Source organism: Streptomyces sp. WAC07094 (assembly GCF_036320405.1).
GTDB lineage: Bacteria > Actinomycetota > Actinomycetes > Streptomycetales > Streptomycetaceae > Streptomyces > Streptomyces lannensis.
In genome coordinates, this window is record NZ_JAVMJZ010000001.1 from 7,919,583 (window position 1) to 7,939,444 (window position 19,862).

The following is a 19,862-nucleotide window of genomic DNA, read 5'->3' on the forward strand; positions in this document are numbered from 1 at the left end:
CGGCGCTCGATCCATGGCCGCAAGGGCCCGATGCCGGCTCACGGCTCGTCGCCGACCTCACTCGGCTCCGGAGAAGCGGGCGAGGTGAGGACGAGGTTCGCGGTGCGCAGGCGAAGCCGGAAGCCGAGGGACTCGTACAGGCGGACGGCGTTCTCATTCGACGACAGCACATGGAGAAACGGAGTCTCGCCGCGTTCCCGGATGCCGGCCGCGACGGCCAGGAGAAGACGTGTCCCGAGCCCTCGCCCTCGCCATCCCGCATCGGTGCAGACCCCGCTGATTTCCGTCCAACCCGGCACGTGCAGCCGTTCGCCGGCCATGGCCACCAGTCGACCGCCGTGCCGGATACCCAGATATGTGCCCATCTCGATCGTCCGTGGCAGAAACGGGCCCGGCTCGGTGCGTCGGGCCAGAGCGAGCATCTCGGGAACGTCCGTCCGACGAAGGCGGACCGCCTCCTCGTCCGGTGCGGCGGCGATCCCGTCGTCGACGAACTGCAGCAGGGGGACGAGCGCCCTGACCTCCCAGCCGTCCGGCGGCTGCACGGCAGGGCCGCTCAGCACGACCCGCGCGCCGGGGCCGGTGAGCGCCGCCAGGTCCTTCCAGTCGGCTTCATCGGGGCGGTCCGGCAGCGCCGTGAACGGTGACATGTCGACCGGGTAGCGCAGTGCGTTGCCGCGCCGCTGCGCGAAGTGGGCGTGCGGCCCGCTCAGCGCCGAGTGGATCGAATTGTCCAACGGATGCGAAGGCACTTCGGTGTCCTCACGTGTGACAACGGGTATGGATCGCGCCCCGGCGGTCGTCGCCGTGCGCAGATGACGGGACGGTGTGCCGACCGCGCTCAACGACCGGCATCGGTGCCGCCGCCACGTTCGTCGGCCTGGCGCGTACTCGGGATCGCGATCGGTTCGAGAAGCCGTCGCGACCCGCTGAGCATGGCGGACACGGGATCGAGCGGGGAGTCCCCCGCCTGGTACCCGGGGCCCGGTTCGATGCGGATCTCCGGGACCGGCGCCGCTGCACCGCATTGCTCGCAGCGCCCGTCGTGGTCGAGCAGGCCCCCGTCTCGGTCGTGGCGCAGGTCGCGCTTCGCCCCGGCCGGGGAGTAGAAGGCGTCCCCCCAGGCCATCATGGCGCGCACGATCGGCCACAGGGCGGTGCCCTTGTCGGTCAGCAGGTACTCGACGGTTCCCGCTCCGTCGTCGTCCCGGGTGAGTACTCCCTCCCGGACGAGGAGTTTCAGCCGGTTGGTCAGGACGGCACGAGGGATCCCGAGCTGGGTGGCGAGGTCCCCGAACCGGCGGACCCCGTAGAACGCGTCACGGACGATGAGGAGTGTCCATCGCTCTCCGACGACCTCCAATGTCCGCGCAAGCGAGCAGTTGCGGTCCGGATAGGTGCTGGGGAGGGTCATGCCCCGAAGTTTACCTCGTGCAGTTCACTCACTGAACTGACGGTGTTACGCTGGCCTGGTTCACTGACTGAACTGGCATCCCGGGGGTCGTGGGATCCATGTGGGCGCCTGCGCGTTCAGCGCGCACGCCGACGGCTGCTGCTTCGGGGTTTCCCGCTGGATCACCGGCCGTGCCCCCGGGATCCGACGGGCTCGACATGCGGCTCCGACGTCACCGCGGAGCCGGGCACACAAGCACCGAATCGATCGACGAGGAGAACTCCCATGTCGTCCGTGCTCATCACCGGCGCGTCCAGAGGAATCGGCCGGGCCATCGCCGTCGAACTGGCACATCGTGGTCATCGGGTGATCGCCACCGCTCGCCGGCCCGAAACCCTGGCGGATCTCCCCGTGGACCAGCGTCTGCCCCTCGACGTCACCGATCAGGCAAGCGTCGACCAGGCCGTCAAGGACGCCGGCGAGATCGATGTGCTGATCAGCAACGCCGGTGCGACGGTGCGCGCACCGCTGGAAAGTGTTCCGCTCGCGGAGGTCGAACGGCTCTACCGGCTCAACACCTTGGGCGCGCTGCGAGTGGCGCAGGCTGTGCTGCCGGCGATGCGGGAACGAGGATCCGGCCGCCTCGTTTTCGTCTCCAGCATCCAAGGACGACTGGTGCTGCCGATGATCGGCCCGTACGGCGCCAGCAAGTGGGCGCTGGAGGCAATCGCCGAGACACTCGCCATCGAGACGGGCCGCTTCGGCATCAAGGTGAGCATCGTGCAGCCCGGCGCGGTGTCCACGAACGGCGCCGAGCAGGCTCGGACGTTCGTCGAGCAGGACAGCCCCTACGCCCCGCTGTATCGCCAACTCGCGGCTCTGCGCGGCGAGGTCATCACCTCCGAGCAGGTGGCCGCGGTCGTGGCCGACACGGTCGAACGGCCCGAGCCTCCCCTGCGTGTGCCCGCCGGAATGCCCGCCGAGCGAGCACTGAAGGCGCGCAAGGAGGCGCCCGAGAGCGAGCCGTTCAGGTTGGCCGGGATCGATTGGTAGCGACCGGTCGAGGCCGGGTGCCTCCGGTTCGAGGGGGGGACATCTCACCGGAGGCACCCGGCCGCACGCCGGCGCCACCGCGGTTCTCGACGGGGGATGCGCGGTGGCGAGTCCGGGACGACGTGAGAGGTGCCGGTCCGCGCGTACCGTGCTGTCTCGACGACCGCTTTCATGTGTCGCCGTGCGGCCGGGGCCTGCTCGCGGCGAGCGGGCCGTCGGCTCACTCGAGCGGCAAGGCGCGGGCCGACGCGCCGCTCCCAGCGCTGCTCTGGTCGGTGGCCCATGCGGACAGCACCGTCAGTGCCTCGTCGGAGGGTGAGCCGGGGTCGGCGAGGAACGTGAGCAGGGTCAGGTCCGGGTCGCCGGGGAAGGCCAGTGTTTCGGTGTGGAGGGTGAGACGGCCCACCACCGGGTGGTGGATCTGCTTGGTGTGATGGCTGAACTGCATCACCTTCTGTGCGGCCCACCAGCGGCGGAAGGGATCGCTCTTCATGGACAGCTCGCCCACCAGCTCGGCGGTGCGGGTGTCGTCGGGATGGCGGGCCGCATCCATGCGCAGCGTGCCCACGAACTCGGAGGCGACCCTCTCCCAGCCGTCGGCGAAGAGTGATCGCGCCGCCTCGTCGAGGACCATCCAGCGAGCGGCGTTGCGGTTCCGGACGGGCATCGCGTCGAAGTCGTGGAGCAGGGCACGGGCCATCCGGTTGGTCACCAGGATGTCGGTGCGACGTCCCAGCACGAGGGCCGGGGTGCCCTCGAGCCGAGCCAGGAGCGCGTGGACCCCGGGACGCACCTTCTGCACGGCACGGTGACCACGGTGGCGCCCACCGGGACGCGGGCGCGCCACCGCGTTGAGGTAGCTGCGTTCCGCCGGGTCGAGTCGCAGGGCGTTCGCCAGGGCGTCGAGGACGGAGTCCGAGGGGCTGATGGGCCTGCCCTGTTCGAGACGCGTGTAGTAGTCCACACTGACGCCGGCCAGCGCGGCCAGTTCCTCCCGGCGCAGCCCGGGGACCCGTCGCGGCGCCACATCGCGCAGGCCGAGCTCCTCCGGATCCATCGCCGCGCGCCGGGCGCGCAGGAACTCGCCGAGCCCTTCGTTCCGCTCCATGTCCCCATGGTCCCTCCCGCCGACGCGCATGTGGCGGCGAAGGTGGCCCTCCGGATCCCAGGAAGGGGCGGGCCGGTTCCATGGCCGTCATGGATGTCCGCCGGCGGTTTGCTGGGATGCGGGACGCCCACCTCGCGCTCCCGCATCCCACTTCGCCGTGCGCACCGCACGGCCCTCCACAAGGAGATCCCCTCATGACTTCGACCTGGCTCATCACCGGTGCGACCTCGGGCTTCGGCCGGCTGGTCGCCGAGCGTGCGCTCGCCGCCGGAGCACACGTGATCGCCGTCGGCCGCCGCAGCGACCGGCTCGCCGAACTGGCGGACAGCGCCACCGAGGGGCACGTCACCGAGCTGCCGCTGGACATCACCGCGCCCGACGCGGAACAGGTCCTGGCCGACGCGGTGCAGGCGGCGGGCGGGCTGGACGTCCTGGTGAACAACGCCGGCTACGGGTTGTTCGGACCGGTCGAACAGATCGACGCGGACAAGGCGCGTGCGATCTTCGAGACCAACGTGCTGGCCAACCTCGCCGTCCTGCGCGCCACGCTCCCGGCGCTGCGCGCATCCCGCGGTCGTATCGTCCAGATCTCCTCGCTCAACGGCCAGTTCGCGTGGGCCTCATCGGGTCTGTACTCGGCCTCCAAGGCCGCCGTGGAACTGGCCGGCGAAGCACTCGCGCACGAACTCGCCCCCACGGGTGCGAAGGTGACGATCGTCGAACCCGGCGTCTTCGCCACCGAGTTCGCCGCCCGTGTTGATGTCGTCGCCCCGCACGACGTGTACGCACCGACCGTGGGGAAGTTCCTCGCGGACTTCTCGTCGCTGCCCCCCTCGGCGTTCGGCAACGCCGAGACCGTGGCGGACGCGGTCATGGCGGTCGTGGCGATGGAGGAGCCGCCCCTGCGCCTTGCCGTCGGCGCAGACGCCGTCGAGGGTATCCGGGAGTCGCTGCGCTCCCGCCTCGCCGAGCTCGACCGCTGGGAGTCCTTCGCACCCGCCCCGCTCGGCCGGGCCGTCTGACCGGGCAGCCCTTGTGTTCATGACCGTAAACTGGTCGGTTTCCTCTCGGGCGGTACGGAGTTAGCCTCGGCATATGACCACTGACGTGAAGCAGAGCTCCCGGGAGCGACTGCTGGAAGCGGCGGCCACGCTCACCTATCTGCAGGGTGTCGGCGTCGGTGTCGAGGCACTGTGCAAGGCGGCGGGCGTCTCCAAACGCTCGATGTACCAGCTGTTCGAGAGCAAGGACGAGTTGCTGGCGGCGAGCCTGCAGGAGCGTGCCCCCGCCGCCATGGCGCCGCTCCTGCCCGGCGCGGACCAAGAGCGTTCACCCGGCGAGCGGATCCGGTACGTCTTCGAGCAGGTGGAGTCGCAGGCCGCCCTGCCGGACTATCGCGGCTGCCCGTATCTGGCCGTCCAGGTCGAGCTCAAGGACCCGGACCACCCGGCCAGTCGCGTCGCGAGCCGGATCAAGCAGGAGCTGGCGGAGTTCTTCCGCGCCGAGGCCGAACGGGGCGGGGCCGTCGATCCCGAGCTGCTGGCCCGCCAGCTGGTGCTGGTCTTCGACGGGGCGAGCGCCCGTGCGGGGATTCGCGCCGACTCCCTGGTCGGCCTCGTCGGCCCGATGGTGGACACCCTCCTCGACGCCGCGGGCGTGCGCTGACCCGTCGATGACGGGTGCGAGGGCCGTGAGCGGGACCGGCGGGCAGCCCCGCAGACCTTGGGTTGGAAAAACAAACTAAAAAGCGGGGCCACGTCTTGCATGCGGGAAACCGATCGGTTTACGGTGTCGTGAAACCGATCGGTTTTCTGTCTTGGAGGTAAGAAATGACTGCTCTCAAGGGCGCGGCCGTCCTCGTCACCGGCGGCAACAGGGGCATCGGAAAGTCCCTGGTCGAAGAGCTGTACGCACGCGGCGCGGGCAAGGTCTACGCCACGGCGCGCGACCCCCGCACGGTGACGCATCCCGACGCCGTGCCGTTGGCGCTGGAGGTCACCGACCCCGCCTCCGTGGCGGCCGTGGCCGCTCAGGCCGGGGACGTCACCGTCCTGATCAACAACGCCGGCGCCTCGAGCCACGCCTCGTACCTGGACTCGTCGATCGACGACGTACGCCGCGACATGGAGATCAACTTCTACGGTCCGCTGCTGGTCACACGCGCGTTCGTGCCGATCATCGAGGGCAACGGCGGCGGTCACGTCCTCAACTTCCACTCCGCCCTGTCCTGGCTGGCCGACGGCACCCCCTACAGCGCCTCCAAGGCCGCGCTGTGGTCGCAGACCAACTCCCTGCGCCTGCACCTGAAGCCGCGCGGCATCACGGTCACCGGCCTGCATGTGGCGTATGTCGACACCGACATGGCGGCGCACGTCGACGCCCCCAAGTCCAGCCCCCGCGACGTTGCGGTGGCCGCACTGGACGGCATCGAGGCGGGAGCCCACGAGGTGCTGGTCGACGACGTCACACGCGGTCTCAAGGCGGCACTGGCCGGGGACCTGGAGTCGCTGTACGAGCAGCTCCGGTAGCCCCGAGGGTCGGGCCTCAGGAAGGGTGCGGCCGGGTCATCCAGGGGGCGTGGCTGCCGTGTACAGCCGGACGACCGGTTCCAGGTAGTCCACGTGCGGTCCGGCCAGCCGCGCCAGGTCGGCGGGTGAGCGGACCAGGGCGAACCGGTCCAGCTCCGGTTCGCGGCCCAGCGCCTTCTCCGAGACCACGAGAGCCTGGAAGCGGTCGTGCAGCAAGGACACAGGCCGGCTGGGCGCGGTGAAGAGAGCGCCGACGTTGCCGCCGGCGCCGAGCGTGACACGCCACAGGGTCAGGTCCTCGGCGGGTGTGTCGACCCCGGTCTCCTCGACCAGTTCCCGTGCGGCGTGCCCGCGGAGCGCGGCCAGATCGAGCAGCCCGTCGCCGACCGGAGGCTCCAGGGAACCACCCGGCAACTGCCAGCGGCCGGGTGCGGCCGTGGCCGGTGACATCCTTCCCACCATCAGACGCCCGTCCTCCGTCGGCTGGAGCGCGCTCACGAAGATGGCCGGCAGACGGCGGGCTGTTCCGTTCACCCGCCGCAGGGCGTAGTGCCGGTACGTCGTCCGCGCCCAGGTGATGACCAGGCCGTGCGGGTCCTCGCGCTCCAGCCCGGCGCAGGCCGCCACGGGGCCGTCGAAGAGGTTCGGGTTGGCCTGGACCGCGTCCTCCCAGACGCGGTCCAGGGCCGCCTGTTCCTCGCAGGACAGCCACGGAGCGGCGGTCTCGACGAAGCGGATGCTGCGTACGTCCAGGAGGTCGACGCCGGAGGATCCCGGCGGTGGCTTGATCACCGGCTCATGCTGTCACACCGGACCTCACACCGATCGCCGGTCAGCGCCCCGCGGCTGCGGGCTGACGGCCGTGCCGGCGCGCGAACCGTCCGCCCGCGGCTCCCCGGGCGCCTTCCTCAGCCCGTGCTCCCGTACACCTCGTCCGTGTTCGGCCGCGGAACGGGCCGGTGGCGGGCGGCGGGACCCTCCGCGAAGGCGCGCAGGAGGTTCTCCGTCGTGCGGGTCACGAAGACCCCGGTACGGGCGTCCATGCCGTGGTCGCGACCGCCGTCGGCGGTGCCCGCCATGAGCGCCTCCACCCAGCGCATGGTGCCCGTGGCGAAGACGCCGGCACCGCCCGGGACCGTGTAGTAGGCGGAGTCGCTGTGGCTGCGCAGACCGTTGCACACCAGGGGCGAATGGGCCGTTATCTCCAGCGGTCCGGGCACGTTGGCGCCCGGCGTGACCCGGTCGTACTCGACACCGACCAGGTGGTCGAAGCCGTCGCCGGGACGCACCCCGGTTCCCTCGTACAGCCAGTGGTCCGCCGCGTGGACGACGTACGGCGCGTCCGTCGGGTAGCCCTCGTAGAGCACGCCCGTGAGTGAGGACTCGGGATCGGCCGCCGGGGCCTGGCGGAAGTCGGTGGTCGCGAGGGCCGGCCGGGTGGCGTAGCAGGGGTCGTCCCGGACCGAGGACTTGTAGCAGACCACGGTGCGGTCGGGCAGCGTCTCGCCCCGCTCGATGCGGACCCGGCGGAAGCAGGTGTTGGCGCCGAGGAAGGCGACGTTGGTGCCGGCGTCGCGGGCCAGGGTGACATGCCGGCGCTGCTCGGGGGTCCAGTACTCGTCGTGGCCCAGAGCGATCACGGCCGCCGCGCCGCGCAGAACCTCCGGGTCGCGGTGCACGTCGGTGCCCGTGGTGTACGCCAGCGGTATGCCGAGCCGTTCGGCCAGCACCACCACCGCCCGTTCGTACACCAGGAACTTCTCCGCGCCGTCGGCGTCGTAGGGCCGGTCGAAGGTGACGGCGAGGGAGCGGGTGGCGTAACCGCCGGAGGCGCCGTCGTAGAGGCTGTAGCCGCCCCACCGGTTGTAGGCCTGCCAGGTGGCGGGGGCGTGCATGAGCACCGTCCGCCCCGCGCCCCGGGTGGAACGCACGATCAGCGGCACATGGCGCTGATGGCCGTTGTCCGCGTCCAGGCGCAGCAGATACGCGCCCTCGGGCCAGCCGGTCGTGCTGAAGGTCAGCGTGCGGGGCCAGTCGGCGCGGACCGTGCGGGTCTGCGGCAGCAGGCGCGGCTCGGGCTGGACGCGGCCCGGTACGCGGGGCGAGCGCCAGACGAGGCGGGCCCCGGCCCCGCCGTACCAGCCGACGCGGAAGGCCGAGACTCTGAAGGAGCGCGCGGTGGTCGAGACGTACAGGCCGCACTCCTCGCCCGGCACGACGCTCACCCGGTCGGCGTAGCCGGCCACGGCCGTCGCCGGGCCCTCGCTGCCGATACGCCAGTCGGGTGACCCACGAAGGTCCCGTTCCACCTCCGGGAGGTGGGAGGTCTTCGGGTGCCCACGCGCCGGCGGTGCCGGATCGCAGGCGGCGGCCGTCACCGAGGCGATCCCGGCGGCGGCGCACGCACCGACGAAGCGCCTGCGTCCCAGTGGCCACGGGTGTGGTCGGCCGTCCTCCGGCGTGCCTCGTTCCTCGGGGCCCACATCGCCTCCCGTGCCTCCGGCCGACGCGTCACCGCTCCGAGGCCAGCGTGGCACGGCGCCGCGGGCCGCGCGCCCCGGGCCGCCGGACGCTACGAGGGTGCGGAGCGCAGCGCCTGTATCACCGCCCAGGCGACCGAGACGAAGGGGACGGCCACGACCGCGCCGATCACCCCCGCGACGATGCCGCCCGCGATGACGGACACCGCGACGACGAGCGGGTGCAGGCGAACGGCCCAGCTCATCACCAGGGGATGCAGCAGATGTCCCTCGATCTGCCCGATGACCACGATGAGCAGCAGAACGGCCGCGGCCGTGAGGGGGCCGCGGCCGGCGAGCGCGACGACGGTCGCCACACCGAGGGCGATCGGCGAGCCGACCAGGGGCACGAACGCGGCGAAGAACTCCAGCAGGGTGAGCGGCAGCGCGAGCGGCACCCGGAGCGCGAACAGGGCGATCCCCACGAGAACGGCGTTGGTGGCCGCCACGATGATGATGCCCCGGGTGTACCCGGCGAACGTCCGCCAGGCCGCGTGTCCGGCCCGGTCCCACGTCGGGCGCGCGCCGACGGGCAGGAACGTGTCGCGTGCCCACGACCACAGGCGTTCGCCCGAGTGGATGAAGAACACGGAGGAGAACAGCGCGAGGGCGGCCCCGGTGATCAGTTCTACGACCCTGCCCAGGCCGCTGACGGCTCTGCTGAGCAGGTCGGCGCGGTGGGAGGCGAGGTAGGAGGAGATCTGGTCCTGGAGGCCGGCCAGGGTGCCGCGGTTGACCCGGAACGGCGGCCGTTCGAGCCAGCGTTGGATCTGACGGATGCCGCCGCGGAACTCCCCGGTCAGCCCCGACCATTCGCCCGCCACCGCCTCGCCCACCAGGGAGAGCAGCGCCAGGACCAGGACAAGGCTGCCGACCAGGGAGATCGCCACGCACAGGGGCCGCGGAAGCCACCGGTTCAGCAGGTCGGCGACGGGGTGCAGAACCGAGGTGACGACCAGGGCGAGGAACAGGGACACGGCAACCAGGTGGAAGCGCCCCAGCACGATGAAGACGCCGTAGACGGCGACCCCGACAAGGACGAGGCGCCACGCGTAGGCGGCCGCGACCCGCAGCCAGGGGACCGTGTGTTCGGCCGGGACGACTCGAGGGGCGGCCGGGGCGCGGCGGGTGACACGAACGGAGCGGGGTGGCCGGCTGCCGAGCACCACAGCGCCCTTCCTGCGTTCTCGCCCCGGGTCGCCCGCATCCGCCACCGCGTCTCCCGCGTCCTGACTGTCGGTCACTCCACAGCACAGTAGGGGCAAAGCGGACATGGGGCTGCGTGCAACGCGCCCGCGCACGTCGGGGGAGGCCCTGCGGGAGAGAGCTCCCGCGGCTCGGGCGGCCGGACGGCTGGTCACTCCAGGTGAGCGACGACCCTCGCTCCGGCCCGTCAGCCAGTATCGTAAGGGCCGGGAAGTTGCCGGTGATCCGCACCTTGTCTGAGTGATTCGGTCGGAGGAGAGCGATGAGCGCGGAAGGACGTGGCCCGGCCGAGCAGTATCTGCCCAAGCTGCGGCTGGACGAGTTGCTGGACGAGCTGCAGGCCCGTATCGATGCGGCGCGCGGCACCCAGGACCGGGTGCACCGCCTCCTGGAGGCCGTGCTGTCGGTCGGGCGGGAACTCGATCTGCCGCAGGCGCTGAGGAGCATCGTCGAGGCGGCGGTCGTGCTCGTCGACGCCGAGTACGGCGCCCTGGGCGTCATCGGCGACGACCGCATGCTCTCCGAATTCCTCACCATCGGCGTCGGCGACGAGGAACGGGAGAAGATCGGCGCGCTGCCCAGCGGGCACGGCATCCTCGGTGAGCTGATCCGGCACCCGGAGCCGCTGCGTCTGGCGGAGCTCTCGGACCACCCGGCGTCCTACGGCTTCCCCGACCACCATCCGCCGATGCACTCCTTCCTCGGCGTGCCCATCCGGGTGCGCGACAAGGTCTTCGGAAACCTCTACCTCACGGAGAAGCGCGCCGCCGCGGAGTTCGACGCCGAGGACGAGGCCGTGCTCGCCACCCTGGCGGTGGCGGCCGGCGTCGCCATCGAGAACGCCCGGCTCTACGAGGAGACGCGGCTGCGTGAGCGCCTGCTGCGGGCGAGCTCCCAGGTCACCAGCGCGCTGCTGTCGGGCGCCCCCAGCGCGGACGTGCTGGAACTGATCGTGGAGCAGGCGCGGGGCATCGTCTCCGCCGATGTGGGGATGATCGCCGAGCGGGTCGCCGGGGAGGAGGTGCTGCGGCCGCTGTTCGCCGTCGGTGCCGAAGCCGAGCGGCGCAGGGGTCTGGTGATGTCGGGGCAGGACGGTTTCGTGGAAGCCGCATTCAGCACGGCGGAGCCGGTGATCAGCCCCGATATCCAGCAGGACCCGCGGATCGACCAGGGTTCCGTCCTGTGGGCCGGGCTGGGGTCCGTGGTGGGCGTGCCGCTCGTGGCGAGCGGCAAGTCCATCGGGGTGCTGGTGCTGGGGCGCACCGCGGGGCGAACGCCGTTCACCGACACCGATGCGGGCCCCCTCCTGGGCTTCGCAGGGCAGGCCGCTCTGGCGCTGGAACTGGCCGAGCGGCGCCGGGACGCCGAGCAGATCGCGCTGCTGCAGGACCGCGACCGGATCGCCCGCGATCTGCACGACCTCGCGATCCAGCGGCTGTTCGCGGCCGGGATGACCCTGCAGAGCACCCAGCGTTTCGTGGACCACCCGGAAGCCGCCGAGCGGCTGTCACGGACCGTCGACGACCTGGACGAGACCATCAAGATCATCCGTTCGACGATCTTCGGGCTGCGCGCGCACGGCGGCGGGCCGGAGAAGGCCGGTCTGCGCAGGCGTGTGTCGGAGGCGGTGCAGGTGTCGGCAGGCACGCTCGGTTTCACTCCCGCGCTGCGCATCGAGGGACTGGTGGACACCGATGTCCCCGGCGACGTGGCCGACCATGCGCTCGCCGTACTCGGCGAGGCGTTGAGCAATGCGGCACGGCACTCGGGTGCGAATTCCGTGGACGTCCACCTGCGGTTCGCCGGCGGCGAGTTGACCCTGACGGTGGCCGACGACGGCTGCGGCGTACCGCAGGGCGTGGCCCGCAGCGGGCTGCGGAACCTGGAGGAACGGGCCGACGCGCTGGGCGGCACTCTCACCGTGGGCGACCGTCCCGGCGGCGGCACACGCCTGATGTGGCGGGTGCCGGTGCGCTGAGCCCGCGGCCCGATCGTGCGGCGCCGCAACGCCGCACCCCACGATGAGAGCCCTGTGGCCCCGGACGCCGCGGCTCAGTGGGCGGAGTGGTCCCCGGGCACGGGCCCCTCCAGCTGCGAGGCGAGGACCGCGGCCTGGACCCGGCGCTGCACGCCGAGTTTGGCGAGCAGCCGCGAGATGTGGTTCTTGACGGTCTTCTCCGACAGGTAGAGCTTCTTGCCGATCTCCCGGTTGGTCAGACCGTCACCGATGAGCGCGAGAATGTCCCGCTCGCGGGGCGAAAGACCCGCCAGCTCGGGTGCCACGGCGGGCTGCTCGGCGGGATCGGCGCGGAGCGAGTGCATCAGCCGGGCGGTCGTCGCGGGGTCGAGCATGGACTGCCCGGAGGCGACGGTCCGGACAGCGGAGACCAGGTCGGCCCCCTTGATCTGTTTGAGCACGTAACCCGAGGCTCCCGCCATGATCGCGTCGAGCAGTGCGTCCTCGTCGTCGAACGAGGTCAGCATGAGGCAGGCCAGCTCCGGCATCCGGCTGCGCAGCTCGCGGCACACGGTGATGCCGTCGCCGTCCGGAAGGCGTACGTCCAGGACGGCCACGTGCGGCCGAACCGCCGGGCCGCGGGCGAGCGCGTGCTCGACCGTGTCGGCGTCGCCGACGACGCAGATGTCGGGTTCCGTGTCCAGCAGATCGGCGAGGCCGCGTCGTACGACCTCGTGGTCGTCCAGCAGGAAGACCCGGATCGGATGCTGCTCGCTGAAGGTGCGTGCCTCGGCCATGGGTACCTCTCGTTTCCCGGTGGAGGGCGGACCGCGGACTGCCCGCGCCGACGATCGTCGTCCGGCGGGCACGGTGAGCACTAGGGCCGACCGGCCCCCGGTACCACCATGCTCCCTCACCGGCCCCCTCGTACCGGACCAGCGACTCATGCCGTCGCGCCGCACGGCCGCGCACGGCCGCGCACGGCCGGTCCCGCGCAGGGTGTGTGCGACGGCCGACGTACCGGGGCGACCGCATCCGGCGGACATCGGCACGCCGGATGCGGTGCCGCGCCGCCTACGTCGGAGCGGCCTGAGGTTCCGCGAGCTGGAACTGCACGTCCACGACACCCTCGACGGACCGGGCCAGACGTGCGGCCACCGGCACCAAGGAGGTGTCCCGGATCCGGCCGCCGAGCTTCACCACCCCGTCCTCGACCTCGACGCGCACGGACGAGGCCGGGGGCCGGAAGAGATACGCCACCACCTCGCGCCGGATCTCCTCGGCGATCTCCTCGTCGTCCCGCAGGAACACCTTCAGCAGGTCCGCGCGGCTGACGATGCCCTGGAGGTCGCCCAGCTCGTCGACGACGGGGAGCCTTTTCACCTCGTGGCGCGCCATGGTCCGCGCGGCCTGTGCGAGCGTCGCGTCGGCACGGGTGGTCAGCGGCGGCGAGGTCATCAGCTGCTCGGCCGTCACCGCGTCCGCCTTGGCCGGGTCCGCGGGCCCGTGCAACCGGGTGAACGGGGAACCTCCGGGCGGGCGGTGTCCCGAGGAGCCGTTGTCGCGGAACTCCTCCTTCGCCAGGAGGTCGGCCTCCGACACCACGCCGACGACGCGGCTCTTGCCCTCGAGGACGGGCAGGGCGCTGACCCTCCAGTCGTGCATCATCTGCACGATCTCCTTGAAGGGGGCACGGCGGCCTATCGCGGCGACCGTCTGGGTCATCACATCGCTGACGATGTGAGGGGTGCCGTACATGGCGTCTCCTCCGGTCGGGGGCGGCGGTCGCCGCAGGCTGTCCGGGAGAGCCGGGAGTGCTCCCGGGGTCGTGTTCCAAGCGGGAATCGCACCCCGCGGGTCGTGCGGATCAGGCGCTCGCGGTGCCCGGTGGGCTGCCCGCGGAGCATGCTGGTTGTCGGAGGGTCGTTCACGACGGTCTCCAGGTGCGGGGACCCGTCGACTCCAGCGTCTCTCCGGATCCGGGTGCGGGCCATGGGCCGCCCGGCCCCGGGCCCGGCTGTTCGGCACCGCGGACGGACCTCGCCGCCGCGGACGACGGGCCCGGTCCCGGCGGATCGGGCGTCGACCGGCGCACCGGGCACGGGCCGTACACGCAGGAGGCTCGAGGGCAAGAGCGGAACAACTCGGACGCAGGAGGTGCGGACCATGGTTCGGCACGTCACCGCGGGAGTCGACGAGACCGACGAGAGCCTCGCGGCCGCCCACTGGGCGGCCCGGGAAGCGCTGCGTCGTGGTGCCGCGCTCCGACTCGTGCACGCCGGTGAGTGGCCGGTGTCGCCTGCGCCGTCCGCGGCCGAGGAACCCGGCCCGCGGGATTGGGCGGAGCAGACCCTGGAGCGGGCGGTCCGCAGTGTCCGTGCCGCCCATCCGGGACTGCCGGTGGAGGATCTGCTGGTGCCCGACTCCCCGGTCACGGTGCTGCTCGGGGAGGCCGAGGGCGCGGAGTTGCTCGTACTGGGGTCCCGTGGCCTCGGCCGTGCCGCCGGGTTCGTGATGGGGTCGGTGTCCCAGCGTGTCGTCGCCAGGTCCCCAGGCCCCGTCGTGCTCGTCAGAGCCCTCGAGGCGTGCACCGACGAGCATCTGCCGGCCCTGGACGGCGTCTCCCCCGAGGAGATACCCGAGACCCCGTACCGCGACGTCGTCCTCGGGATGGACACCCGGCACCCCTGCGACGAACTGATCGCGTTCGCCTTCGACGCCGCCCGGCGCCGCGGGGCGTCGCTTCGCGTGGTCCACGCCCTCGGTGCCGCGCTGGACAACGCCGCCGAAGGGCGCTCCGGCGCGGGGCACGACACGGAACTGCTCGCCGACGAGGAGGACCTGATGGCGGCGATGCTCCGCCCCTGGGCGGAGAAGTGCCCGGGTGTCACGATGTCCGAGACCGTCACCGCGGGGCGGCCCGCAGCAGAGCTGGTCCGGGAGTCCGCCCATGCCTCCCTCGTGGTCGTGGGGCGCCGTACTCGGGACACCCGGCTCTGCACGCAGCTCGGTTCCGTGACCCACGCCCTGCTCCATCACGCCCGCTGCCCGGTCGCCGTCGTCCCGCACTCCTGAACCGCGTCCCGGTCCGTACGGACCACCCGCCGCGGTCGCCCGTCCTCGACCCGTACGCCGCCACCGCACGCCGATCGTCCGGGTCCGCCGACGCTGCCGGCAGGACCACCCTCCTCACGTCCGCCTTGCCCGGGGCGGCGGCTCATGGGCCGATCGGCCCCGGTTCGGGACCTGCGGCCCCTGCCCCGCCTTCCCCCGGCGCCATGACGCTGGAATCGGACACCGGGACCGGGAACCACGACCAGGAGGTGGACGCCATGCCCCGCCCGTCGTCGGCCTCGACACAGCGGCCGGGATCCGGCCGGCCGCAGTGGGGGCGCGTACGCCCTCGAGGCGCCGGGGCCGCCGCGAAGGTGAAGTGAGCATCGGGTACCGGAACCGCGGCCCGGACGCGGCACCCGCGGATCCGGCGAAGGCGGCCGAACCGCTGGTTCTCGGCACCGGAACGACGAGCGGCGTCGAGGGCTTCCCGACCGGTCGGGTCGCACGCGCCGCCCCGGCGCACGCGGTGGTACCGGCACACGCCGCGACGCAGGCGCCCGACGAGCACGAACCGGACCCCTCGTGCCCTGCCGGTGCCGCGGCAGCCCCGGTCGCCGTCGTTGCCCGAAGAGCGTGACCGGCAGTGTCCGCAGCAACCCGCACCCACCGTGGCGGACCCGCCGCCCCGATGAGCACCGTCGACGACCCGTGGAGTCACCCATGCCCGAGGCCGCACAGCACCACGGCACCGCACCGACCGACGAGGAACTGCGCGCGCTCGACGCCCACTGGCGGGCCGCCAACTACCTCGCCGCGGGACAGATCTACCTCATGTCCAACCCGTTGCTGACCGAGCCCCTGAAGCCCGAGCACATCAAACCGCGGCTGCTCGGCCACTGGGGCACCTCGCCCGGGCTCAACCTCGTCCACACCCACCTCAACCGGGTCATCAAGGAGCGCGGCATCGACGCCCTGTGCGTATGGGGGCCCGGACACGGCGGGCCCTCGGTACTCGCCAACTCCTGGCTCGAAGGCAGCTACAGCGAGACCTATCCGGACGTGACACGGGACGCCCGTGGGATGGAGAGGCTGTTCCGGCAGTTCTCGTTCCCGGGCGGAGTACCCAGTCATGTCGCTCCGGAGGTGCCCGGCTCGATCCACGAGGGGGGTGAACTCGGCTACTCCCTCGCACACGCCTACGGCGCCGCGTTCGACCATCCGAACCTGCTGGTCGCCTGTGTGATCGGTGACGGAGAGGCGGAGACCGGACCGCTGGCCGCGTCCTGGCACTCCAACAAGTTCCTCGACCCGGTGCACGACGGTGCGGTCCTGCCGATCCTTCACCTCAACGGTTACAAGATCGCGAATCCGACCGTGCTCTCCCGGCTCCCGGAGCCCGAACTCGACGAGCTGCTGCGGGGATACGGGCACGAGCCCATCACCGTCGCCGGTGACGACCCCGTCCAGGTCCATCGCGCGCTGGCGCAGGCCTTCGACGAGGCACTCGACCGCATCGCACTGCTGCAGCGCACGGCGCGCGAGGAGGACGTCACGCAGCGACCCCACTGGCCGATGATCGTGCTGCGCACCCCGAAGGGATGGACCGGGCCGGCCGAGGTGGACGGCGTGCCCGTCGAAAACACCTGGCGGGCGCACCAGGTCCCGCTGGCGGGCGTCCGCGAGAACCCGCAGCACCTGCGGCAGTTGGAGGCCTGGCTGCGGTCGTACCGGCCGGAGGAACTCTTCGACACCGACGGCCGGCCCTGTGCCGAGGTGCTGGCCTGCGTGCCCGACGGAGCGCGGCGGCTGGGCGCCACCCCGTACGCCAACGGCGGGCTGCTCGTACGTGAACTCCCGATCGCCTCCCTGGACGACTTCGCGGTGCCCGTCGACAAGCCCGGCGCGACCCTGCACGAACCCACCCGCGTCCTGGGCGGCCTGCTCGAACAGATCATGAAGGACACCACGGCGCGCCGCGACTTCCGCCTGGTGGGGCCCGACGAGACGGCCTCCAACCGGCTGGATGCCGTCTTCGGCGCCAGCGGCAAGGCATGGCAGGCCGAGGTGCTCCCGGTGGACGAGCACCTGGACCGGCACGGCCGGGTGATGGAGATCCTCTCCGAGCATCTGTGCCAGGGCTGGCTGGAGGGCTATCTGCTCACCGGACGGCACGGCCTGTTCTCCTGCTACGAGGCGTTCGTGCACATCGTCGACTCGATGGTGAACCAGCACATCAAGTGGCTGAAGACATCGCGCGAGCTGAACTGGCGTGCGCCCGTCGCCTCCCTCAACTATCTGCTGACGTCCCATGTGTGGCGCCAGGACCACAACGGCTTCTCCCACCAGGACCCGGGCTTCGTCGACCACGTCCTCAACAAGAGCCCGCAGGTCGTCCGCGTCTATCTCCCGCCGGACGCCAACACCCTTCTGTCGGTGGCGGACCACGCCCTGCGCAGCCGCGACTACGTCAACGTCATCGTGGCGGGCAAGCAGCCGTGCTTCGACTGGCTCTCCATGGACCAGGCCCGCGTCCACTGCGCGCGCGGCGCCGGCATCTGGGAGTGGGCGGGCACCGAGAACGGCTCCGAGCCGGACGTGGTCCTTGCCTGCGCGGGCGACGTACCGACCCAGGAGGTGCTTGCCGCGGCGCAGTTGCTGCGCCGTCACCTTCCCCAGCTGGCCGTGCGCGTCGTCAACGTCGTCGACATGACCCGGCTGCTGCCGCAGGAGGAACACCCGCACGGCATGACGGACTTCGAGTACAACGGCCTCTTCACCGCCGACAAGCCAGTCATCTTCGCCTACCACGGCTATCCGTGGCTGGTTCACCGGCTCGCCTACCGCCGGCACGGCCACGGCAACCTGCATGTGCGTGGGTACCGGGAGTCGGGGACCACGACCACGCCGTTCGACATGGTGGTCCGCAACGACCTGGACCGCTACCGACTGGTCATGGATGTCATCGACCGCGTGCCCGGACTGGCCGTGCGGGCGGCCGGCGTACGTCAGCAGATGGTTGACGTCCGCGCCCGCCACCACGCATGGATCCGCGAACACGGCACGGACCTGCCTGAGGTCGCCGACTGGAGCTGGACGTCCTGACTCCCCCTGCGCGCAGGGGGAGTTCGTGCCGACGAACGGCACGCCCCGGCCCGGACGGACGCGGTCCCCGAGCGGGAGCACCGGGTCCTCACAGTGTGAGACCGAACCACGTCGTCTTGCCCTCGTCCGTGGGGCGCACACCCCAGTCGTGGGCGAGCGCACGTACGAGCAGCGGTCCGCGGCCGGACTCGTCGTCGTCCGCCGCGAGGCGCGGCTGGGGCGCAACGCGTGACGCGCAGCGTCTCGAAGTGACGTCGTGTACGGCGGCGGAGACGAGGAGGCCGTCGGCGGTCTCGAGGGGGCTGAGGCTGATCTCGACTTGGAACTCGGTGCCGTCCTTGCGCAGTCCGTACAGGTCGAGTCCGGCGCCCAGGGGTCGGACCCGCTGCTTGTGGGCGTAGGCGTTGCGGTGTTCGGTGTGGTGGGCGTGGAGGCGGCCGGGGCGAGGAGTTCGACGGGGGTCGTCTCAGCGCAACCGGCGGGGCTTCGCGGCGGCATGTCGCTTGGTGGCCCCACAACGCTCGACATGTCCGCGAGCGGCGACCGGCATGATCGCTCATGGTCCGGGTCCGCCCGGTCGCAGCACACCCGGACGGGCGGCTCGGACGTCGGGGAGACGCCGGAGCCGACCGGAAGCCACCCACCGACGCCCCGGCCCTGAGCCGGCAAGTGCCCCGCCCGGAACGGTCCCGTCCGGCGCCTGATGAGGGCCGACCGGCCCAAGCGGATCCCCGGAGGGCCGGAACAAGCTGGGTCCACTGGGCGACACCGGCGCCGTGCCGGTCGCCCGCGCCGTTCCGGCTTCCGGACAGTCCCCGGGACTGCGACCCGGGGAGAGGAAGGAAGGTTCGACATGAAGGGCTTCGTCTTCCACAGCCCGGGACGTTCCTCCTGGGAGGAGGTTCCGGACCCCGACATCAAGGAGTCGACCGACGCCATCGTCCGCGTCGACACCGCCACCGTCTGCGGCACGGACCTGCACATCCTGAAGGGCGATGTGCCCGAGGTGCGCCCCGGCACGGTCCTCGGGCACGAGGCGGTCGGCGAGATAGTCGAGACGGGTCGTGACGTGCACACCGTGCAGCCCGGGGACCGCGTCCTGGTCTCCTGCATCACCGCCTGCGGCCGGTGCGGTTACTGCTGGGAGAGAACGTACGGCCAGTGCCGCGGCGGCGGAGGCTGGATCCTCGGCCATGTGATCGACGGTACGCAGGCCGAATACGTGCGCGTCCCCTATGCCGACCTGTCGGTGCACGCGCTGCCCGGCACGGTGGACAGCAAGGACGCCGTACTGCTCGCCGACATCTTCCCCACGGCCTACGAGGTCGGTGTCCTGAACGGGCATGTGCGGCCGGGTGACACCGTCGCCGTCGTGGGGGCCGGTCCCGTCGGGCTCGCCGCGATCGCCACGGCCCGGCTGTTCGCCCCCGAACGTGTCATCGCCGTGGACATCGCCGGCACCCGGCTGGAGGCGGCCAAGAGCCTGGGCGCCGATGCCGTGGCGGATCCCGGGGAGGCCCCCGAGCAACTGGTCGCCGACCTCACCGACGGTCTCGGCGCCGACGTGGCCATCGAAGCGGTCGGCGCGCCGGAGAGCTTCGAGCTGTGCACCCGCATGGTGCGGCCCGGCGGACACGTGGCCAACGTCGGTGTGCACGGCAAGCCCGTCACGTTGCACCTCGAGGATCTGTGGATCAGGAACGTGACGATCACCATGGGGGTGGTCGACACCTACTCCACGGCCACCCTGCTGAAGATGGCGGCCGCCGGCCGGCTGCCCACCTCCGCCCTGGTCACGCACACCTTCCCGCTGGACCGGATGGAGGAGGCGTACGACGTCTTCGGCCGGGGCGCCGACACCGGTGCCCTCAAGGTGGTACTGGGCGGTCAGCAGCACGAGGTGGTCGCCGTCCGGGCGGCCGGAGAGAGGATGTGACGG

17 protein-coding genes and 1 pseudogene are annotated in these 19,862 nt (G+C 71.7%); 9 read left to right on the plus strand and 9 right to left on the minus strand.

Going from position 1 to position 19,862, the window contains the following annotated elements; translation table 11 throughout:
* Window positions 1–38 precede the first annotated feature (38 nt).
* Together RCR19_RS35495 and RCR19_RS35500 are read right to left on the minus strand one after the other, a co-directional pair.
* Entirely contained in the window at window positions 39–752 is a 714-nt protein-coding gene (locus RCR19_RS35495) for a GNAT family N-acetyltransferase (protein ID WP_331268848.1), read from the minus strand.
* A gap of 89 nt (window positions 753–841) precedes the next feature.
* Window positions 842–1,414, minus strand: a complete 573-nt coding sequence (locus RCR19_RS35500; RefSeq protein WP_331268849.1) for a helix-turn-helix domain-containing protein — start codon at window positions 1,412–1,414, stop codon at window positions 842–844.
* Window positions 1,415–1,678: 264 nt separating this feature from the next.
* Here RCR19_RS35500 and RCR19_RS35505 point away from each other — a divergent pair, with 264 nt between their 5' ends.
* Window positions 1,679–2,446 carry an SDR family oxidoreductase gene (locus RCR19_RS35505; protein WP_331268850.1) on the plus strand — a complete coding sequence of 256 codons (768 nt, stop codon included), beginning with the start codon at window positions 1,679–1,681 and terminating at the stop codon, window positions 2,444–2,446.
* Window positions 2,447–2,666: 220 nt separating this feature from the next.
* Here RCR19_RS35505 and RCR19_RS35510 read toward each other — a convergent pair whose 3' ends face one another.
* Complete coding sequence (locus tag RCR19_RS35510) at window positions 2,667–3,554, minus strand: helix-turn-helix transcriptional regulator (protein WP_331268851.1); 888 nt, start codon at window positions 3,552–3,554, stop codon at window positions 2,667–2,669.
* Between the two features lie 194 nt (window positions 3,555–3,748).
* On the opposite strand from RCR19_RS35510, the gene RCR19_RS35515 reads away from it, so the two are divergent.
* The 3 genes from RCR19_RS35515 (at window position 3,749) to RCR19_RS35525 (ending at window position 6,082) form a co-directional block, all read left to right on the plus strand.
* Window positions 3,749–4,576: an SDR family NAD(P)-dependent oxidoreductase gene (locus RCR19_RS35515; RefSeq protein ID WP_331268852.1), complete on the plus strand. Its 828-nt coding sequence runs from the start codon at window positions 3,749–3,751 to the stop codon at window positions 4,574–4,576.
* A gap of 73 nt (window positions 4,577–4,649) precedes the next feature.
* A complete protein-coding gene (locus RCR19_RS35520; RefSeq protein WP_331268853.1) occupies window positions 4,650–5,219 on the plus strand; it encodes a TetR/AcrR family transcriptional regulator in 570 nt (189 codons plus the stop codon).
* A 164-nt stretch (window positions 5,220–5,383) separates the two neighbouring features.
* Window positions 5,384–6,082, plus strand: a complete 699-nt coding sequence (locus RCR19_RS35525) for an SDR family oxidoreductase (protein ID WP_331268854.1) — start codon at window positions 5,384–5,386, stop codon at window positions 6,080–6,082.
* A gap of 36 nt (window positions 6,083–6,118) precedes the next feature.
* On the opposite strand, the gene RCR19_RS35530 is transcribed toward RCR19_RS35525, so the two are convergent.
* From RCR19_RS35530 to RCR19_RS35540, 3 genes are all read right to left on the minus strand, one after another.
* On the minus strand, window positions 6,119–6,874 hold the full coding sequence (locus RCR19_RS35530; RefSeq protein ID WP_331268855.1) for an NUDIX hydrolase: 756 nt from the start codon (window positions 6,872–6,874) through the stop codon (window positions 6,119–6,121).
* Between the two features lie 116 nt (window positions 6,875–6,990).
* A complete protein-coding gene (locus RCR19_RS35535; RefSeq protein ID WP_331268856.1) occupies window positions 6,991–8,565 on the minus strand; it encodes a N,N-dimethylformamidase beta subunit family domain-containing protein in 1,575 nt (524 codons plus the stop codon).
* Window positions 8,566–8,654: 89 nt separating this feature from the next.
* Window positions 8,655–9,845 carry an AI-2E family transporter gene (locus RCR19_RS35540; protein ID WP_331268857.1) on the minus strand — a complete coding sequence of 397 codons (1,191 nt, stop codon included), beginning with the start codon at window positions 9,843–9,845 and terminating at the stop codon, window positions 8,655–8,657.
* Window positions 9,846–10,069: 224 nt separating this feature from the next.
* Here RCR19_RS35540 and RCR19_RS35545 point away from each other — a divergent pair, with 224 nt between their 5' ends.
* Window positions 10,070–11,785: a GAF domain-containing protein gene (locus RCR19_RS35545; protein ID WP_331268858.1), complete on the plus strand. Its 1,716-nt coding sequence runs from the start codon at window positions 10,070–10,072 to the stop codon at window positions 11,783–11,785.
* A 74-nt stretch (window positions 11,786–11,859) separates the two neighbouring features.
* Here the strand turns inward: RCR19_RS35545 and RCR19_RS35550 are convergent, their stop codons facing one another.
* Both RCR19_RS35550 and RCR19_RS35555 read right to left on the minus strand, forming a co-directional pair.
* A complete protein-coding gene (locus RCR19_RS35550; RefSeq protein WP_331268859.1) occupies window positions 11,860–12,561 on the minus strand; it encodes a response regulator transcription factor in 702 nt (233 codons plus the stop codon).
* A 277-nt stretch (window positions 12,562–12,838) separates the two neighbouring features.
* The gene (locus RCR19_RS35555) at window positions 12,839–13,522 is read right to left on the minus strand and encodes a CBS domain-containing protein (RefSeq protein ID WP_331268860.1); all 684 of its coding nucleotides are present in this window, start codon (window positions 13,520–13,522) and stop codon (window positions 12,839–12,841) included.
* A gap of 408 nt (window positions 13,523–13,930) precedes the next feature.
* On the opposite strand from RCR19_RS35555, the gene RCR19_RS35560 reads away from it, so the two are divergent.
* The 3 genes from RCR19_RS35560 (at window position 13,931) to RCR19_RS35570 (ending at window position 17,923) form a co-directional block, all read left to right on the plus strand.
* Window positions 13,931–14,839 carry a universal stress protein gene (locus tag RCR19_RS35560; RefSeq protein WP_331268861.1) on the plus strand — a complete coding sequence of 303 codons (909 nt, stop codon included), beginning with the start codon at window positions 13,931–13,933 and terminating at the stop codon, window positions 14,837–14,839.
* 358 nt (window positions 14,840–15,197) lie between these two features.
* Window positions 15,198–15,458, plus strand: a complete 261-nt coding sequence (locus RCR19_RS35565; protein WP_331268862.1) for a hypothetical protein — start codon at window positions 15,198–15,200, stop codon at window positions 15,456–15,458.
* 83 nt (window positions 15,459–15,541) lie between these two features.
* Window positions 15,542–17,923 (plus strand): phosphoketolase family protein, encoded by a 2,382-nt coding sequence (locus RCR19_RS35570; RefSeq protein ID WP_331268863.1) that lies wholly within the window; start codon window positions 15,542–15,544, stop codon window positions 17,921–17,923.
* Window positions 17,924–18,161: 238 nt separating this feature from the next.
* Here the strand turns inward: RCR19_RS35570 and RCR19_RS35575 are convergent.
* Window positions 18,162–18,335, minus strand: a pseudogene (locus tag RCR19_RS35575) (PAS domain S-box protein); the annotation flags it as partial.
* 441 nt (window positions 18,336–18,776) lie between these two features.
* Between RCR19_RS35575 and RCR19_RS35580 the strand changes: the two are divergent.
* Window positions 18,777–19,859 carry a zinc-dependent alcohol dehydrogenase family protein gene (locus RCR19_RS35580; protein ID WP_331268864.1) on the plus strand — a complete coding sequence of 361 codons (1,083 nt, stop codon included), beginning with the start codon at window positions 18,777–18,779 and terminating at the stop codon, window positions 19,857–19,859.
* Window positions 19,860–19,862: the final 3 nt, after the last annotated feature.